Origin of the sequence: Photobacterium sp. CCB-ST2H9 (assembly GCF_023151555.2) — a bacterium.
GTDB lineage: Bacteria > Pseudomonadota > Gammaproteobacteria > Enterobacterales > Vibrionaceae > Photobacterium.
Genome location: NZ_CP100425.1, coordinates 1,931,041 through 1,950,147 on the forward strand (window position 1 = coordinate 1,931,041; position 19,107 = coordinate 1,950,147).

General features: G+C 50.4%; 16 protein-coding genes. 11 read left to right on the forward strand and 5 right to left on the reverse strand.

What is annotated here, in order from left to right:
* Positions 1 to 7: 7 nt before the first annotated feature.
* The 6 genes from L4174_RS08955 (at position 8) to L4174_RS08980 (ending at position 8,046) form a co-directional block, all read left to right on the forward strand.
* Positions 8 to 769 carry a DapH/DapD/GlmU-related protein gene (locus tag L4174_RS08955; protein WP_248140430.1) on the forward strand — a complete coding sequence of 254 codons (762 nt, stop codon included), beginning with the start codon at positions 8 to 10 and terminating at the stop codon, positions 767 to 769.
* Entirely contained in the window at positions 759 to 1,886 is a 1,128-nt protein-coding gene (locus tag L4174_RS08960; protein WP_248140431.1) for a glycosyltransferase, read from the forward strand. The genes L4174_RS08955 and L4174_RS08960 overlap by 11 nt, the downstream gene beginning before the upstream one ends.
* Positions 1,886 to 3,379 (forward strand): chain-length determining protein, encoded by a 1,494-nt coding sequence (locus tag L4174_RS08965; RefSeq protein WP_248140432.1) that lies wholly within the window; start codon positions 1,886 to 1,888, stop codon positions 3,377 to 3,379. Before L4174_RS08960 ends, L4174_RS08965 begins: the two co-directional genes overlap by 1 nt.
* Positions 3,380 to 3,465: 86 nt before the next feature.
* Positions 3,466 to 4,620: a glycosyltransferase gene (locus L4174_RS08970; protein ID WP_248140433.1), complete on the forward strand. Its 1,155-nt coding sequence runs from the start codon at positions 3,466 to 3,468 to the stop codon at positions 4,618 to 4,620.
* A gap of 37 nt (positions 4,621 to 4,657) precedes the next feature.
* Positions 4,658 to 6,544 carry a sugar transferase gene (locus L4174_RS08975; protein ID WP_248140434.1) on the forward strand — a complete coding sequence of 629 codons (1,887 nt, stop codon included), beginning with the start codon at positions 4,658 to 4,660 and terminating at the stop codon, positions 6,542 to 6,544.
* A gap of 224 nt (positions 6,545 to 6,768) precedes the next feature.
* The gene (locus L4174_RS08980; RefSeq protein ID WP_248140435.1) at positions 6,769 to 8,046 is read left to right on the forward strand and encodes a lamin tail domain-containing protein; all 1,278 of its coding nucleotides are present in this window, start codon (positions 6,769 to 6,771) and stop codon (positions 8,044 to 8,046) included.
* 110 nt (positions 8,047 to 8,156) lie between these two features.
* On the opposite strand, the gene L4174_RS08985 is transcribed toward L4174_RS08980, so the two are convergent.
* Entirely contained in the window at positions 8,157 to 9,044 is an 888-nt protein-coding gene (locus L4174_RS08985) for a hypothetical protein (protein ID WP_248140436.1), read from the reverse strand.
* A gap of 70 nt (positions 9,045 to 9,114) precedes the next feature.
* The gene (locus L4174_RS08990; RefSeq protein ID WP_248140437.1) at positions 9,115 to 10,311 is read right to left on the reverse strand and encodes a hypothetical protein; all 1,197 of its coding nucleotides are present in this window, start codon (positions 10,309 to 10,311) and stop codon (positions 9,115 to 9,117) included.
* 346 nt (positions 10,312 to 10,657) lie between these two features.
* Between L4174_RS08990 and L4174_RS08995 the strand changes: the two genes are divergently transcribed.
* From L4174_RS08995 to L4174_RS09015, 5 genes are all read left to right on the forward strand, one after another.
* A complete protein-coding gene (locus L4174_RS08995; protein WP_248140438.1) occupies positions 10,658 to 11,326 on the forward strand; it encodes an SDR family NAD(P)-dependent oxidoreductase in 669 nt (222 codons plus the stop codon).
* 168 nt (positions 11,327 to 11,494) lie between these two features.
* The gene (locus tag L4174_RS09000; protein ID WP_248140439.1) at positions 11,495 to 12,241 is read left to right on the forward strand and encodes a helix-turn-helix transcriptional regulator; all 747 of its coding nucleotides are present in this window, start codon (positions 11,495 to 11,497) and stop codon (positions 12,239 to 12,241) included.
* 124 nt (positions 12,242 to 12,365) lie between these two features.
* On the forward strand, positions 12,366 to 14,441 hold the full coding sequence (locus L4174_RS09005) for a VIT and VWA domain-containing protein (RefSeq protein WP_371929324.1): 2,076 nt from the start codon (positions 12,366 to 12,368) through the stop codon (positions 14,439 to 14,441).
* A 242-nt stretch (positions 14,442 to 14,683) separates the two neighbouring features.
* Entirely contained in the window at positions 14,684 to 16,381 is a 1,698-nt protein-coding gene (locus L4174_RS09010) for a BCCT family transporter (protein WP_248140440.1), read from the forward strand.
* A gap of 60 nt (positions 16,382 to 16,441) precedes the next feature.
* Entirely contained in the window at positions 16,442 to 16,813 is a 372-nt protein-coding gene (locus L4174_RS09015) for a hypothetical protein (protein WP_248140441.1), read from the forward strand.
* Between the two features lie 95 nt (positions 16,814 to 16,908).
* Here L4174_RS09015 and L4174_RS09020 read toward each other — a convergent pair whose 3' ends face one another.
* The 3 genes from L4174_RS09020 to L4174_RS09030 form a co-directional block, all read right to left on the reverse strand.
* Positions 16,909 to 17,616 carry an MliC family protein gene (locus L4174_RS09020; RefSeq protein WP_248140442.1) on the reverse strand — a complete coding sequence of 236 codons (708 nt, stop codon included), beginning with the start codon at positions 17,614 to 17,616 and terminating at the stop codon, positions 16,909 to 16,911.
* Positions 17,613 to 18,035, reverse strand: a complete 423-nt coding sequence (locus tag L4174_RS09025; protein WP_248140443.1) for a MarR family winged helix-turn-helix transcriptional regulator — start codon at positions 18,033 to 18,035, stop codon at positions 17,613 to 17,615. The genes L4174_RS09020 and L4174_RS09025 overlap by 4 nt, the downstream gene beginning before the upstream one ends.
* A gap of 72 nt (positions 18,036 to 18,107) precedes the next feature.
* Complete coding sequence (locus L4174_RS09030) at positions 18,108 to 18,971, reverse strand: GyrI-like domain-containing protein (protein WP_248140444.1); 864 nt, start codon at positions 18,969 to 18,971, stop codon at positions 18,108 to 18,110.
* Positions 18,972 to 19,107 lie beyond the last annotated feature (136 nt).

A 19,107-nucleotide genomic window follows, 5' to 3' on the forward strand; every position in this document is an offset into this window, starting at 1 on the left:
AGGTCTCATGTCAGTTGTGTCGGTCCATCATGTAAAACAGTGGCTCAAACATAGCCAGAATCCTCTAGCAAAGCGGTTATTTCACTTTTGTCTGTGGCTGCGCCGTTTGGAAGTTCCTGCGCCGCGCCTGCTGAGTCTGCCGCTTTATCACGGCTGGAAAGTCGCTCTCACCTCAGTACAAACCCTAGTCCGGATATGCTGGTGGACCCCGCTATTCAAAGGCCGTCTGACAGCGTGCGGCCGCGGCTTAAACCTGTATGGCGGCCTGCCATTTATCTCCGGTCCGCTGAAAATCACCGTGGGACATCGATGCCGGATCTCCGGACACACAACCTTCAGCGGCCGGGCTCACGGAACCTGTCAGCCGGAGTTACGGGTGGGCGATAACGTCGGAATTGGCTGGCAAACCACCATTGCAGTCGGCACTCAGGTGATTCTGGGCAATAACGTCCGGATTGCAGGACGCAGCTTCTTGTGCGGCTATCCGGGTCATCCGGTTGACCCTGTCGCCCGGGCAGCCGGACAGCCAGATGCCGATTCACAAACCGGCGATATTATTCTGGAAGACGATGTGTGGCTGGGCACAGGTGTATATATCATGCCCGGTGTCCGTATTGGTCAGGGCACGATCGTCGCTGCCGGGAGCATTGTGACTAAAAGTCTGCCGCCGGGTGTGCTGGCTGCCGGAAACCCGGCGAAGGTACTCCGTATCTTGATCCACCAAAGCCCTCTGACCCAGCCGGATGAGGAGAAAACAGATGCCGCATGATCTGATCGTCTTCGGCGAAGACTGGGGTGGCCTGCCGTCCAGTACCCAGCATCTGATCCGGTATCTGGCACAGGATCGGCAGGTGCTTTGGATCAATTCAATTGGCCTGCGTCGCCCGGCACTGACAGGCCGGGATCTTCAGCGCGCCTGGCGAAAACTGTTCGCTGCACGACAGTCCGGCCAGCAACCTCAATCCGGAATATCAGTGCCAGACCAAATGCAGGTCATCAATCTGAAGACGATTCCAGCACCGCGCACTCGTTGGGAACGAAAACTGGCCACCTCGCTGATGCGTCGTCAATTGCTTCCGATTATGCGGCAATCCAAACTGCACGCTCCCATTTTGTGGACATCGCTGCCGACCGCCGCCGATTTATGCGGACAACTGGGCGAGTCTGCGGTGGTTTACTACTGCGGCGATGATTTTTCTGCCCTGGCGGGCGTCGACCACCAGACCGTCTCCCAACATGAGCAATCACTGGTCCATCGTGCCGACCTGATCATGGCGGCCAGCCCGGTGCTGGCTGAGCAGTTTCCGGCTTCGAAAACCCGGCATCTCCCCCACGGGGTTGATTTCTTGCGCTTCAATTCACCCGTACCGCGAGCCGCAGACTTACCGGATGACGGCCGACCAGTCGCCGGATTCTACGGCAGTCTGTCTGATTGGCTGGATTATCCGATGCTGGCTGAGGTGATCAAACGCTTACCGGACTGGCATTTTGTCTTTATCGGTCAGATTCACACAGACATCAGTCCGATCGCCAAATTGCCTCAGGTCCATCTTCTGGGTCCCCGAGCGCATCACCAGCTACCGTCTTACAGTCAGCACTGGCAAGTCTCTTTATTGCCTTTTGTTGATAATGCGCAGATACGTGCCTGTAACCCGCTCAAGCTGCTTGAATATCTGGCTGCCGGTCAGCCTGTGGTTGCAACCCCTTTTCCTGCGCTGAAGCCGTACCGGGAACTGATTCACGTTGCCCGGAGCGCCGATGAGATGGTCAACGCCATTCTGCGGGCCGGTCAGCAATCTCCGGCACCCCGTCAGGCAAATGTTGCGGCGGACCATACCTGGCAGCAAAGAGCGGCTCAGGTGAGCCAGTGGCTGGAGGGACTGTAATGCGACTGTCTCATCGGTTTCTGATCATTCTGGAAGCGGCCTGGCGGCGGCGTTATCTGATTGTGTTGCCGATTCTCATTCTCCCGGTGTTCGGCGGTATCATCGGAACCTTCAGCCCGAAAACCTACCGTTCCCATACCAGTATGCTGATTCAGGAAACCTCGAAAATGAATCCGTTTCTGGAGGATCTCGCGGTTTCAGCCATGCTGAAAGACCGCATGGACGCCTTAAAAACCCTGCTGCACAGCCGCCACATTCTGGGCGCTGTCGCACGCGACCGCGGGCTCATTCACGATCAAACCAGCGATGCCGAAACCGATGCGGTCATTGCCCGCCTTTCTGCCGGTCTTACAGTCAGTATGATGGGCAAGGATCTGATCCGGATTGACTACCGTTCCGGTGCCCGGGAGGGTATGAAGGAAACGCTGGATATTGTGAGCCGGCATTTCATTGAGCAAGTGCTCGCCCCTGAACGGTCTTCCATGAAAGATTCCAGCTACTTCCTGTCTGAGCATATTCAGTATCGCCGGGAAGAACTGGAAAAAGCCGAACAGGCACTCGCCAGTTATAAAAGTGAGCACATCACCGTACTGCCCGAGTTACAGGTGTCGACCATGACGCAGCTGGGTCAGCTCAAACAGCGTCTGGCGGAAAAAAAATCTGAATTGGCAGGCGCCGTGCGCAGTCTCGGCGGTCTGGACCAGCAGCTGTCCAGAACCAATCCGGTGATTGGGCGCATTGAAGAACAAATCATCAAAACCCGCAGTGAAATCACCCTTCTCCGGGCCAGATATACCGATCAGCATTCCGCGGTTCAGGGCGCGCTGCGTGAACTCAGAAGACTGGAAGATGAAAGACAAAAAGTCCTGTCGGCCACACCCACCCCGGTGAACCCGGAACAGCTCTGGGACATTGCCTCACACAACACGGTCTATGACAACGGACACACCCAGCCGTTACTGATTTCGCAGCTCGAACAGCTGCAGTTAGCACGCAGCAAAGTCGATGCGCTGCAGGAAGAAACCGCCAGCCTGAAAAACATGGTGCATGAACTGGAAGCAAAGGCGCACGCCTTCAGTAATAAAGAACAGGAACTGAAGCGACTGGAGCGGGATCTGGCCGTCAAAAGCCAGCTGTATGACGAACTGCTCAAGCGCTATGAAATGGCCCGGCTCACCAGTTCTCTGGGTATTTTCGAGCAGGACAAACGCATCAAAGTGATTGATCAGCCCTTTACGCCGAGCGGACCATCGAACCTGCCTGTGATTGTTTTCATTCTGTCTGGCGTGTTTGGGGGCATTTTGATTGGCAGTGGTGCGGCACTGGTGCTTGAACTGACCGATACATCAGTCCGGCGCAAAGATCGCCTGTACAGCCTGACCGGTGTGCCTGTGCTGACCCGCCTGCCACCACAACCCCAGTCAGCAGTGAATTTGGATCTCAGTGCCTCGTTTGCAGAAAGACGCACAGAAAACAGCATCCCGTTGCCATAAAACTGCACCGTTTTCATCTTGAGTCTCAAAATGCAAAAAAAACGGACATCCGCCAGCAGGACTTCGTGATTTATCAGGAACTCAGGATGGGTTCAATCATGGCACAGCAATTGCTGAATCAGGAAATGAGCATCCAGCCAGGTAAGGTGAAGCGAATGAAGACAGTCATCCAAGTTGTACAACACTTGAAACCGGGCGGTCTGGAAGCACTCGCTCTGGATATTCTCCGGTTTTCTGCCAATAAAGACAGCATGTATATCCTCAGTCTTGAGGGCACCAAAGCTTCAGCGCTGGACCAATGGCCGAGACTCGAAGCCGTCGCGGATAAACTGATCTTCCTGGACAAAGAGCCGGGCTTTTCCCCTGAACTCATCCTGACGCTCACCCGCATTTTCCGCCGGATGAACGCCGAGATTGTCCATACACACCACATCGGGCCATTACTGTATGCCGGTCTGGCCGCAAGGCTCGCAAGAGTTCCCACGCTGATTCATACCGAGCATGATGCCTGGCATCTGGCAAATGAAAAACGGTGCCGGCTGCAAAAACTTGCACTCACGTTTAGTCGCCCGCTTCTGGTTGCAGACGGTGCTCAGGTCGCATACCAGTTGTATCAGCGTCTGAAGCGCCGCAACGTCATGACCATTCTGAACGGCATAGATACAGAACGCTTTCAACCGGGCAGTCAGGAAAAAGCCCGCCAGTCTCTGGGACTGCCGCAGGATGCGTTGCTTATCGGGACTGCCGGAAGGCTTGAGCCCGTCAAGCGGCAATTCCTGCTGATCGAAGTCCTGCCGGAATTACCCCATCATGTCCATCTTGTCATCGCAGGACACGGCAGTATGGCCGATAAACTGTTCAACCACGCCATCAGCCTGAATGTCACAGAACGCGTGCATTTTATGGGGCTGGTTGAGGATATGCCCCAGTTTTATCAGGCTCTGGATTTATTTTGTCTGGTTTCTGCGGCGGAAGGCTACCCGCTGACCCCGCTTGAGGCCCAGGCCTGCGGGATCCCGGCAGCGGTTACGGATGTTGGTGCCAGCCGGGAAACACTGTGCCCGTTCAGCGGCATGATCCTCAGTCCGGAAGACCCGCGAACCCTGACCTATCAACTGACAACAGCGTTAATGACGAAGCCGAGACAGAACCCGCGACATCATATCCTGCAACACAACGATGCCCGAAAAATGGCGTTTGCATACGATGAACTTGGCCGTCTGGGGAAGCTCCCAGCCTAAAACCGACAGAGAACCGGCATAGAAAAAGGTGACCGATATGTGGCAGCAACTCATCAGCTCTCTCACCCTGATTGCGATTGTTCTGATCATTTATCATCACCTTGGCTATCCATTGCTTTTACGCTGGCTGAGCAAAAAAACGTCATCAGTCAAACCACAGACCGTCAAACCGCAGGCCATCAGCCGGGCATTTCAGGACAGCGCATCTGATGCAGACTTACCCCGGATTGCCATAATGGTTCCTGCCTATAACGAAGCGGCCTGGATCGCAGAAAAAATCCGTAATCTCGCTGCGCTGGACTATCCCGGCAGTAAACTCAGTATCGTCATTGCCTGCGATGGCTGTCAGGATGAAACGGCCGCGCTGGCAAGGCAGACAGCCGATGAAATGGCCTGCCGGCATCTGAATATTACCGTGATGGAATTTGCAGAGAACCGCGGAAAAGTCGCAACGATGAATGAAGTCATCCCCTTGCTGGCATGTGATCTCGTGGCGCTGAGCGATGTTTCCGCCATCATTTCCTGCGATGCATTACTACAGGCCGCGGCAAGTTTTGCTGATCCCGCGGTGGGAGTGCTCAACAGCCATTATCAGATCTACCAGCCGGGCACCGGCGGCGAAGAAACCTACTGGCAATATCAGGGGCGGCTCAAGACTCAGGAAGCGGCGCTGGGGGCGACGCTGGGTGCCCATGGCGCCTTTTATCTGTTCCGGCGTGAGCTGTTTGAACCGCTCCCGGCTGACACAATCAATGATGACTTTGTTCTGCCGATGCGGATCGTGGCCAAGGGCTACCGGGCAGCCCATGAAAACCAGATTATTGCGCTGGAACTGGAAGCTTCGTCTGTCGCCATGGATTTCAAACGTCGCCAGCGAATCGGCGCGGGCAACCTGCAACAAGTCGTCCTGTTGAAACAGCTGCTCAGCCCCAGATACCGGGGCGTCGCCTTTCTTTTTACTTCCGGCAAAGTCCTGCGGGTTCTGAGTGGTTATCTGATGGTGTTTGCGCTGGTCGGCAGTCTGCTGCTCGCCGATGAATCCAGCGTATTTCTCTGCCTTGCGCTAATTCAGTGCTTTCTGTATCTGATTGCCGTCACGACGCTGATTTTCCCGGCCGCACCGACAGGCAAACTGGGACACACCCTCGCTTATCTGGTCAGCGGTCATGCCGCCAGTCTGATCGGCAGTCTGAGGTATGCCCTGGGTCTGGAAAAAGGTCGCTGGCAGCGGGTCACAGCTCTCTCCGCATCTGACAGACGCCCGTTCATTATCCACTCCAACCAACGCCGGAGCAGCACCATGAATCCGATCACCGCCAAAACAAAACGCGTGATGGATATCATCATTGCCGGACTGGGGCTGGCGCTCACGCTTCCCGTCTTCCCGGTCATCGCACTGGCCATCAAACTGGACTCCCCCGGCCCTGTTTTTTTCCAGCAGCGCCGGATCGGACAAATGCTGCCTGAGCAGACCCGAATCTTTAATATCCTGAAATTCCGGACCATGGTCGTAAACGCGGAATCCGTGACTGGTGCCGTATTCGCGTCCAAGGCAGATCCACGCATTACCCGCGTCGGTTCGTTCCTCAGAAAAACCCGTCTGGATGAACTCCCCCAGCTGATTAATGTGCTCCGGGGTGACATGTCAATCGTCGGTCCCCGGCCGGAAAGGCCGGAATTTTATCAGCAGCTCGAATCAGCCATTCCCTTTTTCACCGAACGGACGTATGGAATTCTGCCCGGGATTACAGGTCTGGCTCAGATCAACCAGGGCTATGACACCAGTATCGAAGATGTTCGCAGCAAAGTGGCTTTTGACCACAGCTACGCGCTGATACTGGGGTCGTTCTGGCCATGGTTCAGAACTGACCTGATGATTATGGGTAAAACATTCGGGATCATGCTGGGTCGAAGAGGGCAATGACTGTGAGTAGCACTATAACGGCGGTGAGTCACAACGCAATTCAAATGATTCGAGTATAAATTTCCACAACAAGTTGAACGCCCCAACTTTCTCCGACTCTGTGATCAACCTGACTCTTTTGTCGTGGTGCTCATCTATGGTTGCAATGCAGAGAGTGCCATCGGAGGTACTGATGTACTGCCCTATTATTTCTGATTTAAAGCTGAATTGAATGAGGGCATATCATGACAAATATTTACCAAGAGATATGGGATGCAGATCAGTCGGGATCTGGTGTAAAGGCAATCCTCGATAATGAGACGGGTGACCAGAGCAAAGGGTTTGTAAAAGTGAACCACCAACTTGATGTACAGAATCGGGATTTGAAAGTTCTGACGGAAGTGGCCATCCCTGAATCCAAAAAACGGACCTATGAACTATGCCGCGCGCTGTTTGATAATTACGCGCTGGCAGAACGTGATGAAGAAACAGAAACACCGGAAGAACGTGAAGAAATACATGACTTAGTTCATGAAATGATTGATACCGCACCGATGCAAGTGGCCAGAGAATACGTTGCGATAACAACAGGCACCAGCATTAGCCGCGACCGATGGTATAACACCCTGATGGAAATGTGGTTCAGACGTTTTGAAATGGGGGGCGATCCGCATTTATCTGGCTTTGAACATGTGGTGGTCGGCGAGCAAGAGAAAAGTAAAGTTCAGGGCTATCACTTCTGGTACAAATATTACCTTGATGATGGCTTTGGACATCTTGTTGATGGCTCTCAGGATCATTTTCCCGGCCTTCAAAAAGACCGGATTATTTATCTGGGCTCAGAACAGTCCAGTGGTCAAAAGCAATATCCGGAGTCCGTGACGATTTCCTACGGTTGGAATGCGCCGGATTATGAACGCAATGCTGTTCGGCCATTAACCAAACCCATTGGCGGCTTTTTTGTAGGCTGCAGTGTTGAAGGCTTACTTGCACTTGGAACAGTCAGAGCACACATCGGAGCAAGAGCACCAAAAAACGCCATAATCAATGATGCACTTTACGACCTGAAAGTCTTCCGCAGCTCAAATAACCGACACATTCGAACCTTCTATCCTATGTTTAAGGGCGCAGCGCAGCCTTCAGATATGCCTGCCGTACCGCATCGCAATGACAATGGACCTACGGTCACCCCGACTGTAGACGGATCCGTGCGGATTATCGCAGCTCTGGTGAATCCGGAAGGGCATGATCCGGGCCATGAGTCGGTCACTATACTCAATACCTCACTCTCGAAAGTCGACCTGAAAAACTGGCAACTGGTTGACCGGAACGGCAATGCACAGGAACTCAACACCATCAGCCTGGACGGCGGTGAGTCTCTTCGTATTCCACTGCAACCCAACAGTGTACAACTATCAAATAAAGGCGGAAGCATCCGTTTGGTCATGTCAAACGGTAATGCTGTCCATACGGTCACTTATTCGAAAAATCAGGCTCAATCCGGCAGAACGATTCTGTTCTGAGATTGAGCGGATTTCTTTACAACTGCAGTGTCAATCGGAACACCAAATTATCATCAGGGCCACAATGGCCCTGATTCTTTTCATATATTCCCTGTCATTACTACCACAGTCTAAATAACTCTTGTTTGGGGTTGAGTTTTAACGTTGAGTTGAGCTTTGGCCTTAATGTCATCAATCTCTTGCATCAACGTAGCTGCTCTGAATTGATTGGTCACGTTCGCAACTTTGAACAGTTTGGCTTGCTCCTTCATCATTTTTCCTGTTTTGGGCAAACCAAACCATGCTGTTGGTTTTTGGCGGTCCAGCATTGTTAATCGATCAATCACCGTCCTTGGGCTTTCATCGGCGGTATTTTGAACGCCAAAATCGATCAACTCCGGTGTATTCCCTTCAAACCACTTTTGTTGCCACCAATGATCGGTCGATGGCACCCTCCAGCTGATATACCCCCCTTTTAAGATTTTACGCGGCGATTGAATGGCCCCCGAAAAACTATACCGAACATTACCCGATGAAATTGGCAGAAAAAAGTCAGGCGTATAAAAATCTGAAACCAGAACACCGTTAATCTGATAGGTAAATTCTTCCGCTTCACTGGGATCGCAAACTTCCACCAGATACTCAACAATCCCTTGCTCAGGCACGATCGAAGGTGCACTGATCATACGGTTTCCCATGGGGTCAACCAAAATTTCCAGAATTTCGTGACTGGCTGTAATCGACCAGCGGTTTGAAAACTGAACTAAACCAAACGGCTTTTTATTTTGGTCTAAATGAATGCCTGCAGCCCCGGCGAATCCAATATCATCCTGAATCAGGATAGGCCAATAACCAGAAGGAACATCTTCCAGCTGATCAAAAGCGCTGACCGTTGCGTCTACCCCCCAAATAGGAGTAAAGTCTCTGCTTACCTGAATCTGAAGTGCAGCAGCAACCATCTGGACTTCCCAATTTTTCACCTGACTAGTTTGAGAAACCAAAGCAATATAATTAAACATTTTTGTTTCCTCTGTCCTGATACAATCAAATCGTTGAAAAAAACATATAACACCACAGAATTAAAACTCTTTAATGTGAGTTATTCATTAACATATTCAGAATCTTATGCTGATAATACGACCTCTCTTTAAAACCACCATATACTGCCGGGAAATAAAGCAGAGAAACATATGCTGACGTTTCATTAATCGAATCCAAAATAACTGAATACCTTTCATACTTTGAGAAAAGAGTATTATCACTTAGTGGAAAATCAAAATTCCCAACCCAAAAGCTAGCATGAAATCTATCACCTCCATCCGAATCAGAATTATTTTCATTTTCGTCCTTTTTAATCCCCACATCAACCTTAACCATATTCCATTTTTTATAATGAAAAGTTGAACTTATCGTAAACTCTCTTTTAAACAACTTCCCATCGTGAGAAAAATATAATTCAACTGGTTTTTCTCTGTAGACGTTCCCTTCGCGATCACAATATTCATGAGGGTCATTAACTCGATGGAATGGATGAATCTCACAGCTTTTTGCTAAGTCAATTTTGAATCTAACTCTATAGCTAACACTACTCAAACTTTCCAGCTGCTTTGTTTTAACTCTGCCTGAAATTGATATTAGCCTAGCCTTAAGGCGCTCTTTCTTATTAGAAAATATAGAATTTATTTTATTCTTATTATCCACCGTGACTTGACGAAAAAAATCACCTTGATGTTCTTTATGATATTTTAATAAAATTTTCTTTTGACAATCACTTAGTTTTTCAATTAATTCACCATCTCTCATGATATTATATTCATCACCAAAATCATTCATCATATTTAAGAGTACATAGATGAAAAGCGACTTCATGTCAATCGCTTCATGAAAGTTTCTTGCCAACATATCTAACAAGGTGATTTGATTGTTATATCTATCATAAGCACAAACTTTTTCATCGCCTTGTTTTTTACCCTCTTTTTTACCTTTATTTTCATTTTCATGTTTTCTGTTTAAATTTACTTCATTACCTCCTCCGAAAAAAGAATTTAAGATAGTTGTGAACATGTCTTTTCTTACTTGACTTTCCGCTTGCGTCTGCTCACTAATAAGCTGAGTATATAAATTTATTTTTTTTGAATTTTCTTGCTCATGAAAAATAGTCCATGAAGCGACAGCTGTTATTATCGCAGCAATCACAGCTGTACTCACACCTCCAACTGCTTGAAGTTTATCCCATATATCCTTTTCTGGCCTCTTCCTACTTCCAAACTGTCGATTTTGATTCATGTTTCACCTTCTAAGTTGCAATCAAAACAAATAACATCCCTGAATAAAACACAAATTGAAAACCAGTCGTCATTAAATGACGATATAAAAAATAACTTTCTAAAAGAAGACATCCAGAAAATAAAAATATCAAATATATGGTTTAATAAATCACCTTGAACTCGTTCCAATCTAAAAAAGTCTACCTCATCAAAATTATATTCATTGACTAATAAACAAGACATCCATCAAATTCAATCCAGACACTGCGGGCCGTCAACTGTTGATTCGGTTCCATCTGATGTCAACTCCCTCAAATCATCACTATACTTGGCCCTATAACCCCATAAGAAACAGAAGGTAAGCAATGATCCTCATTACCGGGGCCAGCAGTGGACTGGGCGCTGCGCTGGCAAAAACTTATGCTCAGGATAAGCACACGTTAACGCTGACAGGCCGTCATGATGAACGGCTGCATGAGGTGGCTCAGGCTTGTCAGCCTGCCAATATTTGTACGCTGACTGCAGATCTTTCTGATCCCAAAGCAGTCACCCGGCTTTTTGACCAGCTCCCCGCGACACCGGAAACCATCATTTTCTGCACCGGCAGCGGCCACTTTGGCACGATTGAAAAACAGGATCCCGAAGCAATTGCCCGGCTGATACACAACAACCTGCTGTCTGCAGCCTATTTCCTGCGTGAAGCCGTGATCCGCTATCGCAATACTCCGCTGACCATGGTGATGGTGATGTCTACAGCAGCGCAAACCGCAAAAGCCGGTGAATCGACCTATTGCGCCGTGAAATGGGGCGTCAGAGGATTGATGGAATCCGTCCGGCTGGAACTGAAAGATAAACCCATGAATCTGGTGGGCGTCTACCCGGGCGGCATGGCAACCGATTTCTGGGCCACCAGCGGGAAAACCATGGATCTCAGCGGCTTCATGACAGCAGATGAAACAGCAAACATGCTGAAAAAATCTCTGCATCATGCCAACCACGGTTATATCTCGGACATCACAATCAACCGTTACTGATTCCCTCACTTTTTCAGGGAACAGTTTCCAGGCATCAGCCAGTCATCCCGGCTGGCTGATGACCTGTGGCCTGTGGCCTGTGACTCAAGACACAACCGCGCCAAACTCTGTTTGCATACAATCGGTTAGCATTGTTGAATTACATTTCGCCCCAAAAGAGAAAATTACATGTCCGAATGCTACCAGCTGGTCTCTGAACTCAAAAAGCAACTCAAATTACATGGCGTTCAATATCAGGACATCGCCCGTACTCTGGCACTGAGCGAAGGCTCGGTGAAGCGGTTACTGGCAGATGGCAGCAGTATCAGTCTGGAGCGGCTGGAAAAAATCTGCCAGCTCATGGGTATGGACATGGCTGAACTTTTTCAGCTAACTGCGTCAAGTGAGTCCGGGTTGCAATCGCTGACCCATGAGCAGGAAAAACAGCTGGTTGAAGATAAAGCGTTACTGCTGGTGGCCGTCTGTGTGCTGAACGGCTACCGCTTTGCCGACATTCTGGAACAATATCATTTTTCAGCCCCGGAACTGATTCAAAAGCTGGCACAATTGGACCGGCTCAGGATTATTGAATTACAGGCAAATAACCGCATCCGGCTGAAAATCTCCCCGTCCTTTTCCTGGCTTGCCGGCGGCCCGATTCAGTGTTTTTTCCAGCAGCAGGTCCAGAAAGAGTTTTTTGCCAGTCACTTCAACGACGACGGCGAAAAACTGGTGATGACAACCGGGCTCATGTCGCTCCCGAGCAATCAGAGAATGCAGCAACGCCTACAGAAACTGGTCAGCGAATTTTATGCGACCTGCCGGGATGATGAGAACCTGAGTATGGATGCCCGACACGGGACGTCCATGATTCTTGCGATTCGTCGCTGGCAGTTTCCTCTGTTCGATGAATTCCATCCGGCACCAAAGTCATAACCTGTGGCACCTCAGGTCTCATGAGAAGTAACCTGTAATTTAACGCTGTTCGATTCTATCAAGTTCCGCCAAGCTTCCCTGCGTACACATTGTGGTCTGACCGCGAACTGCATAGGAGGCACTCATGTCACACCATCGATCACTCGCAAACATTGCAAAGAACATGCTGTCCGTATTTCTCTTCATTGCTGTCGTTTTTGTCTGTCCGGCAGCTTTGGCCAGCGGCCTGCTGAAACCGGTGCAAAGCCAGTATCAGGATTTAAAGATTCAGTCCCATCACGTCAGTGTCGTGATTGAAGACGGCTACGCAACCACCAGTATTGAGCAGGAATTCTTCAACCCGAATGATACCGAACTGGAAGCCCTCTACACTTTTCCCGTTCCGCAAAAAGCCGTTGTCGGTGAATTCGTGTACTGGATCAACGGCAAGCCTGTCATTGCCGAAGCAGTCGCGAAAGACAAAGCCAGGGCAATCTACAACGAACAGAAAAATCAGGGGAACGCAACCGCTCTGACAGAAAAGAACAGCTTCAAGACCTTTGAAATGCGAGTTTTCCCGGTTCAGCCGCAGCAGCAGGTCAAAGTGAAGCTGGTGTACGTGCAGGATGCCCTGCTGGATCACGGTGTCGGACGTTACGTTTATCCGATGGAAGAAGGTGGTGTGGATGAACAGGCAGCGTCTTTCTGGACACGCAATGATCGGGCCGAAGAAGCATTCACGTTCAATGTCACCGTCAAGTCGGCTTATCCGGTCGATGGCCTGCGTTTGCCTGCCCACCCTCAGGCGCTGATCAGTCAGTCCCAGCAAGACGGGCAATCGGTCTGGTACAGTGAAATCACCAATCAGTCGCAACAGCAAACAACTGAAGCAAACGAAGCTCAGGCGGTCAACAGTCCTTTCAGACTGGATCAGGACATCGTGGTTTACTGGCGGCTGAAAGACGGATTGCCCGGTCGTCTGGATATGATTGCCTATCGCGACCCGCAACGCAGTTCGCGCGGCACGGTCAAACTCACATTCACGCCGGGTGATGACTTAGGCGTCATTTCGCAGGGTCGCGACTGGACATTCGTGCTGGACAAATCCGGCTCCATGACCGGTGACTACAGCACACTGGTCAACGGGGTTGAGCGTGGCCTGGATAAACTGCCAGCCGACGATCGTTTCCGGATCATCATGTTTGACGACAGTGCCCATATGGCAACCAAGGGCTTTTTACCAGTCACGGCAGAGAACATCCAAAACGCCATCGCCTCAGTGAACCGGTATCAGCCAGACGGCGGTACCAACTTATATGAAGGCATTGAAAGCGCCGTCAGCCATCTCGACGCTGATCGCCCGTCCGGCATCGTGCTCGTCACTGATGGCGTGGCCAATGTCGGGACGACTGCGAAGCGTGAATTCCTGAAACTGATGCAAAAATACGATGTGCGCCTGTACACCTTCATCATGGGGAACAGTGCCAACACGCCGCTGCTGGAGCCGATGACCAAAGTCTCAAACGGGTTTGCGATTTCAGTGTCTACCGCCGATGACATGCTGGGTCATCTGATGAACGTTACCAGCAAGCTGACACATCAGGCCTATCGCAATGTGCAGCTTGACATCGATGGCGTCAAAATCAAAGACCTGACCCCGGCACAGATCAACAGCTTATATCGGGGTGAACAGTTGACAGTGTTCGGCCATTATTTTAAGCCCGGTCAAACCCGCATCACGCTTTCCGCCACAGTGAACGGTCAGAAACGTGAATACAAAACCGAGATCAATTTGCCTGAAAGCGCTCTGATGAACCCTGAAATTGAACGGCTGTGGGCTTTCTCTGCCATTCGCGATCTGGAAGATCAGATGAACTATCTGGAACAGAAAGACAGCGATATGGAGCAGGCGATTGAATCCCTGGCGGTCGAATATGGCCTACTGACCGACTACACGTCTCTGCTGGTGGTTGAAGATGAAGTCTTCGAACAATTGAGCATCAAGCGCCAGAACAAACAGCGGGTTGAAAAAGAGCAGCTGGCACGTCAGCAACGCGGGCAGGCCAATGCCGCCCCAACCCAGGTGGATCACGCTCAACCGATGTTTCATCAGTCTGCGCCCAGTTATTCTTCGGGCAGCGGCGGCGGCAGCCTGAACGGATTTGCCCTGCTTGCTCTGCTGGGCTTCACCGCGTGGCGAGTCAGACGACATCAGGGATAACCTCAGAAATTACACGTCTCTCAAGAAGCCAGCCCTCGCTGGCTTCTCGCTGCTCATCTCCGGCCAAACTCACCTTTGAAGCATCAATCCCTGGTCACTCAACTATAATCAGCACTCAACTAAAGCTTTTTCTGACGGGTACTTTTCTTTTCATCGGCTCAGAACCTGCATCAAACATCATCAGGAATGTGCCGAAAAGTGGCCGCAACGGAGATTCCCCCCAAAAAAATGCGGAGGTTCAGATGTCCTCGACCAAATTCAATGACATCATTGATAAGCCAACTTTTTTTGGTTCTTTATTTTTACTTTTCGCCGTCACTCTTCCTTTAATCTTTTTCCCGGATACCGGTGCCGCCTGGGTCCGAAATGCAAAAGATTTCGTGACCGATCAACTCGGTGTGCTCTACCTGATCCTCGGCCTTGGCGCCTTCATCTTCATGGTTTACGTGATTTTCAGCGACATCGGGCAAATCAAGCTGGGCACACCGGAAGAAGATCCGGAATTTTCCACCCTTTCCTGGGCCGCGATGCTGTTCTGTTCCGGGATTGGCGCTTCAATTTTGTACTGGTCGATGATCGAGTGGGCCTATTACTACCAAACGCCCCCTTTTGATATTCCGGGAGAAACCCACGAAGCCGCCAAATGGGCTGTCACTTACGGCATCTTTCACTGGGGGCCCCTGGCCTGGTCGATTTATCTGATCCCTGCCCTGCCAATCGCCTACTTCTACTACGTCCGAAACCATAGTGTGCTGAAGATCAGTGAAGCGCTGATGCCGGTGCTGGGTGATGAACGGGCCCGAGGCTGGCTGGGGAAACTGATCGATGTGTTCTTTATCTTCGGGATGTTAGGCGGCGGCGCCACAACACTGGGCCTCGCAGCACCGCTGATTAATCAGGGGATTCATGAACTGCTGGGTGTTCCCAATAACCTGTATACCCAAATCGTGGTGCTCATTATCTGTACTGCCATTTTTGGTTACAGCGCCTATGCAGGGCTGAAAAAAGGGATTCAGATGCTCTCGAACATCAACATGTGGCTGGCCGTCGGCATTCTGCTGTTTATTTTCATCACTGGCCCGACCCTCTTCATGCTGAATACCGGGGTGGATGCACTCGGCAGGATGATCAATAACCTGTTTGAAATGGCAACCTGGACTGAGCCATTTGCCCAGTTCCGGCAGTTTCCGGATACCCACTTCCCTCAGGACTGGACCATTTTCTACTGGGCCTGGTGGCTGGTCTTCGCACCCAGTGTCGGCCTGTTTATCGCACGTATTTCCCGGGGACGCACCATTAAAACCATGGTCGTCGGTTCTATTTTTTACGGCACACTCGGCTGCTTCCTGTTCTTCATGATCATGGGTAACTACGGCATCTACCTTCAGCTGTCAGAAAAATTAGATGTGATTACCATTCTGAATCAGGAGGGTGCCACCACGGCAATTTTTGCCATGTTGCACACGCTCGCATTGAGCAAACTGGTGATCCTCGCATTTACCATTCTGGCCGTGATCTTCACAGCCACCACATTTGACTCGATTTCTTATATTCTCGCCGCCGTGGTGCAAAAAGAAATTGATGAAGAACCGGCTCGCTGGAACCGGCTGTTCTGGGCATTCGCACTTTCCGTGATGCCGATTACGCTGATGTTCCTGGGCGGACTGGACACCCTGCAAACCGCCAGCGTCATTGGTGGCGTGCCCCTGCTCATCGTGGCATTGCTTTTATGTGTCTCCATCATCCGTGCTGCGCACTTTGATCTGCGTTATCAGCCTGACTTTGAAGATAAAGAAATCTATATCGAAGAGCTGCCCGAGGATGACCCCTGGACCGAAGACGGCTCCTGGGATCAGGAAGCGCCGGAAGAACACGGGGTTTCTCATGACGACAAACCGCATGACGAAGGCGATCCCGACAGTCACCCCTCAAGGCTCTGACATGAAATTGCAATTACAGGGGCCGAATCCCTGCGGCCCTATTTACACACGGAGAGCAACATGCGTCTTCTGATTGGAATGATCGGTGTATTCATTTCAGGGATGGGACTAATTCTGGCCGCAGAACCGAGACTGATTCTCGATTTTCTGGCCCATCATAAAAAACAGCTCTGGCTTCAGATTGTCGCCGTCGTCGCACGCTTACTGATCGGCTACCTCCTGATTGAATATGCAGACCAGAGTGACTATCCATTGCTGGTGGCCGCTTTAGGCTGGATTGCCATTATTGCCGCACTGTTTTTAATGACCCTGGGCAGAGCGAATTTTAAAAAGCTGATCAGCTGGGCGGTAGAACTGAGTGAAATTCAAGGACGAGCAGGCGGTGTGTTCACTGCTTTGTTTGGCGCCATTCTGGTCTATATCGCGCTGTAAATAGAGATCAGACAGTACACCCGGACAGAACAGCCAGAGAGAATCGGCCGCCAGAGAAAATAAGTCACAGCAGATTTGTATTTCCAAGCCCACTGCTATTGATAGGCTTTACATGTCAGGGCATGGGTGCCGTAACCCCAGGTGACCTTCACCTCTCCCTGATGCTCCCACAAGCTTTCATTGCGTCCGACATATTTTGTCCCACTGCCGCTTTCCTGCAGAAACATCAGTGACACGCGGTCGCCGCGTTCGGCAATCAAGGATGCCGGGTCTGTCGGATAGTAAGTTGCAATGACTTCACTGCCCGGCTGATCCTCGCACCGATAAAACACGGTCTGTGTTGCTTTAATCAGCGCGTATTTCGCCTGCAGCTCTGCAATCCGGCGCTGGTATTCCTGCTCGACACATCGATGTTGAGCATCAGCTTTCCAGCATTCATTCCGGCCTTTGATCCAGCCTCTTTGCTCCGCTTTCAACACCGGGGGATGCTCATTCGTCGCTTTTGCTGTTGCTTGCTGATACACATCCGCCAATTGGTTATCCAGCGCAGACAACCTTTCATCCTGACAAATCATCGCTTCAATACTGCCGGCTCGAACAGCACTGCAATCAAATGAAGGCTGAGCCGATTTCGCCTGCGTATACATCAGCACGCCAGTGGCTATGACACTGAAAACGACCCAGCCGACTTTCACTTTTTTCACGTTTTCCGCCTCCGGCGCTGAACTGCCTGTTACAAACTCAACTATAGGCAATAGAATTTCATCCGTCAGAAAAGCATTCAGCACCGGCAGCGGATTCATTTCAATTTACTGAGCAGGCCCGTCATCTGGTTCAGCTGGCTTGTAGTCATCCCTTCAGCCATCGCTTCAGCACCATGGTTAAAACTGACCAGAGCATCCTGGTAAATCTCTTGTCCGGTTGGTGTGAGTTTCACCAGGCTGACTCTGGCATCCCGGCTGTTTTTCTCTTTCTCCACCAAATGGTTTTTCTCCATTGGATTCAGCAGCCGTGTCACACCAGATGCCGTTAAACCCACCGCTTCCGCCAGTACTACCCGGCTCATTGACTGGCCTGCAGTTTCACTGAGCTGATGCAGTACAAAAAATTCAGACACACTGATCCCGTGAGCACTGAGCTTCCGGTCAATATTTTTCATCAGTTTGGTTTGGATTAAAGTCAGTTCCATAAATAGCTGACCCTGCGGACTCATTGCAGACATAAACACCTCGATATAATCAATACTTGATGAATCAAGTATTGATCAACAATTGGTGTGTTATCAAGCAATTTTTTATTTCAGGGGCAGATAAATATCTGTCACCGCTTCATGCTCCGCAACATCCGGAAAAAAGCGGACACGTTCAAAGATCAACGGAAAATCTGCCAAAGATTCTCCGCTTTCGGGAAACCACCGGCCATACAACGCCTGTACGACAGGTGCCAGGCACTCATCTGAGCCAATGTGTCTGACTCTGGCATACCGCCCGGTAGGGATCGTTTTACTGACGATTCCGGCAGCGTCATCCGCCATTGAGTGCTTGACCTCAGCGGCTAGATCAAACCGGTATTCATCTGCCGGTGTTGCTTCCGGATCATCGTAAAGCAGGTTGAACGTCCGGCTGATATCGGGCCGCAGGCCAACTGACTTTCGCCAGGCAATAAAACGCTGGATGCTTGCCCCAAGAGTGACAGGGTCACCTTTGTGTTCAAATACAGCAAGCTGAATTTCGGGGAATTCGACAATTTCTGTTTCTGGTAATTTATCGGTCATGTTCTTTTTCCTGACATTCGAAAGTGGTTGTTGCAATGTCTGCCAGTATTCCCAGTCAGGATTTGCCTGAAATGTCGTGGGGCTCTGACCAAATACCTGCCGGAATGCCCGGGAGAAAGATTCCGCATTTTGATAACCTGCCGCAAATGCGATGTCCGTGACGCGATGTTCTGGCCGATATACCAGTTGATAAGCCGCACGTTTGAGGCGGAGCTGCCGGATATACCCATTCAATGGCATGCCCAGCATTGATGAAAATAAACGGTGAAAATGAAAAGGCGATAAACAGGCAACCTCGCTTAACTGCGCCAGTGTCAGCGATTGCTCCAAGTTTCTGTCGATCTCGTCCAGCACCCGGCTCAACGTTTGATGATAATCAGTCATGATTTTCTCCGGTCATCCGAGCCACCATCATACAAATCTTCCCCGCGGTATGCCTGACCATTCTTGCGCTCATTCAGGATACTCTTCAGGCATCAACAAACAAGCCGGGGCCTCTCGGCACCCGGCTGTTCACAAC

Bases quoted from the DNA above. Each gene is read 5' to 3' on its own strand.
- L4174_RS08980 (WP_248140435.1), top strand. From the start codon at position 6,769: ATGACAAATATTTACCAAGAGATATGGGATGCAGATCAGTCGGGATCT.
- L4174_RS08970 (WP_248140433.1), top strand. From the start codon at position 3,466: ATGGGTTCAATCATGGCACAGCAATTGCTGAATCAGGAAATGAGCATC.
- L4174_RS09020 (WP_248140442.1), bottom strand. From the start codon at position 17,616: ATGAATCCGCTGCCGGTGCTGAATGCTTTTCTGACGGATGAAATTCTA.
- L4174_RS08985 (WP_248140436.1), bottom strand. From the start codon at position 9,044: ATGTTTAATTATATTGCTTTGGTTTCTCAAACTAGTCAGGTGAAAAAT.
- L4174_RS08955 (WP_248140430.1), top strand. From the start codon at position 8: ATGTCAGTTGTGTCGGTCCATCATGTAAAACAGTGGCTCAAACATAGC.
- L4174_RS08960 (WP_248140431.1), top strand. From the start codon at position 759: ATGCCGCATGATCTGATCGTCTTCGGCGAAGACTGGGGTGGCCTGCCG.
- L4174_RS09030 (WP_248140444.1), bottom strand. From the start codon at position 18,971: ATGACTGATTATCATCAAACGTTGAGCCGGGTGCTGGACGAGATCGAC.
- L4174_RS08995 (WP_248140438.1), top strand. From the start codon at position 10,658: ATGATCCTCATTACCGGGGCCAGCAGTGGACTGGGCGCTGCGCTGGCA.
- L4174_RS09005 (WP_371929324.1), top strand. From the start codon at position 12,366: ATGTCACACCATCGATCACTCGCAAACATTGCAAAGAACATGCTGTCC.
- L4174_RS08990 (WP_248140437.1), bottom strand. From the start codon at position 10,311: ATGAATCAAAATCGACAGTTTGGAAGTAGGAAGAGGCCAGAAAAGGAT.
- L4174_RS09010 (WP_248140440.1), top strand. From the start codon at position 14,684: ATGTCCTCGACCAAATTCAATGACATCATTGATAAGCCAACTTTTTTT.
- L4174_RS09000 (WP_248140439.1), top strand. From the start codon at position 11,495: ATGTCCGAATGCTACCAGCTGGTCTCTGAACTCAAAAAGCAACTCAAA.
- L4174_RS09015 (WP_248140441.1), top strand. From the start codon at position 16,442: ATGCGTCTTCTGATTGGAATGATCGGTGTATTCATTTCAGGGATGGGA.
- L4174_RS08965 (WP_248140432.1), top strand. From the start codon at position 1,886: ATGCGACTGTCTCATCGGTTTCTGATCATTCTGGAAGCGGCCTGGCGG.
- L4174_RS08975 (WP_248140434.1), top strand. From the start codon at position 4,658: ATGTGGCAGCAACTCATCAGCTCTCTCACCCTGATTGCGATTGTTCTG.
- L4174_RS09025 (WP_248140443.1), bottom strand. From the start codon at position 18,035: ATGTCTGCAATGAGTCCGCAGGGTCAGCTATTTATGGAACTGACTTTA.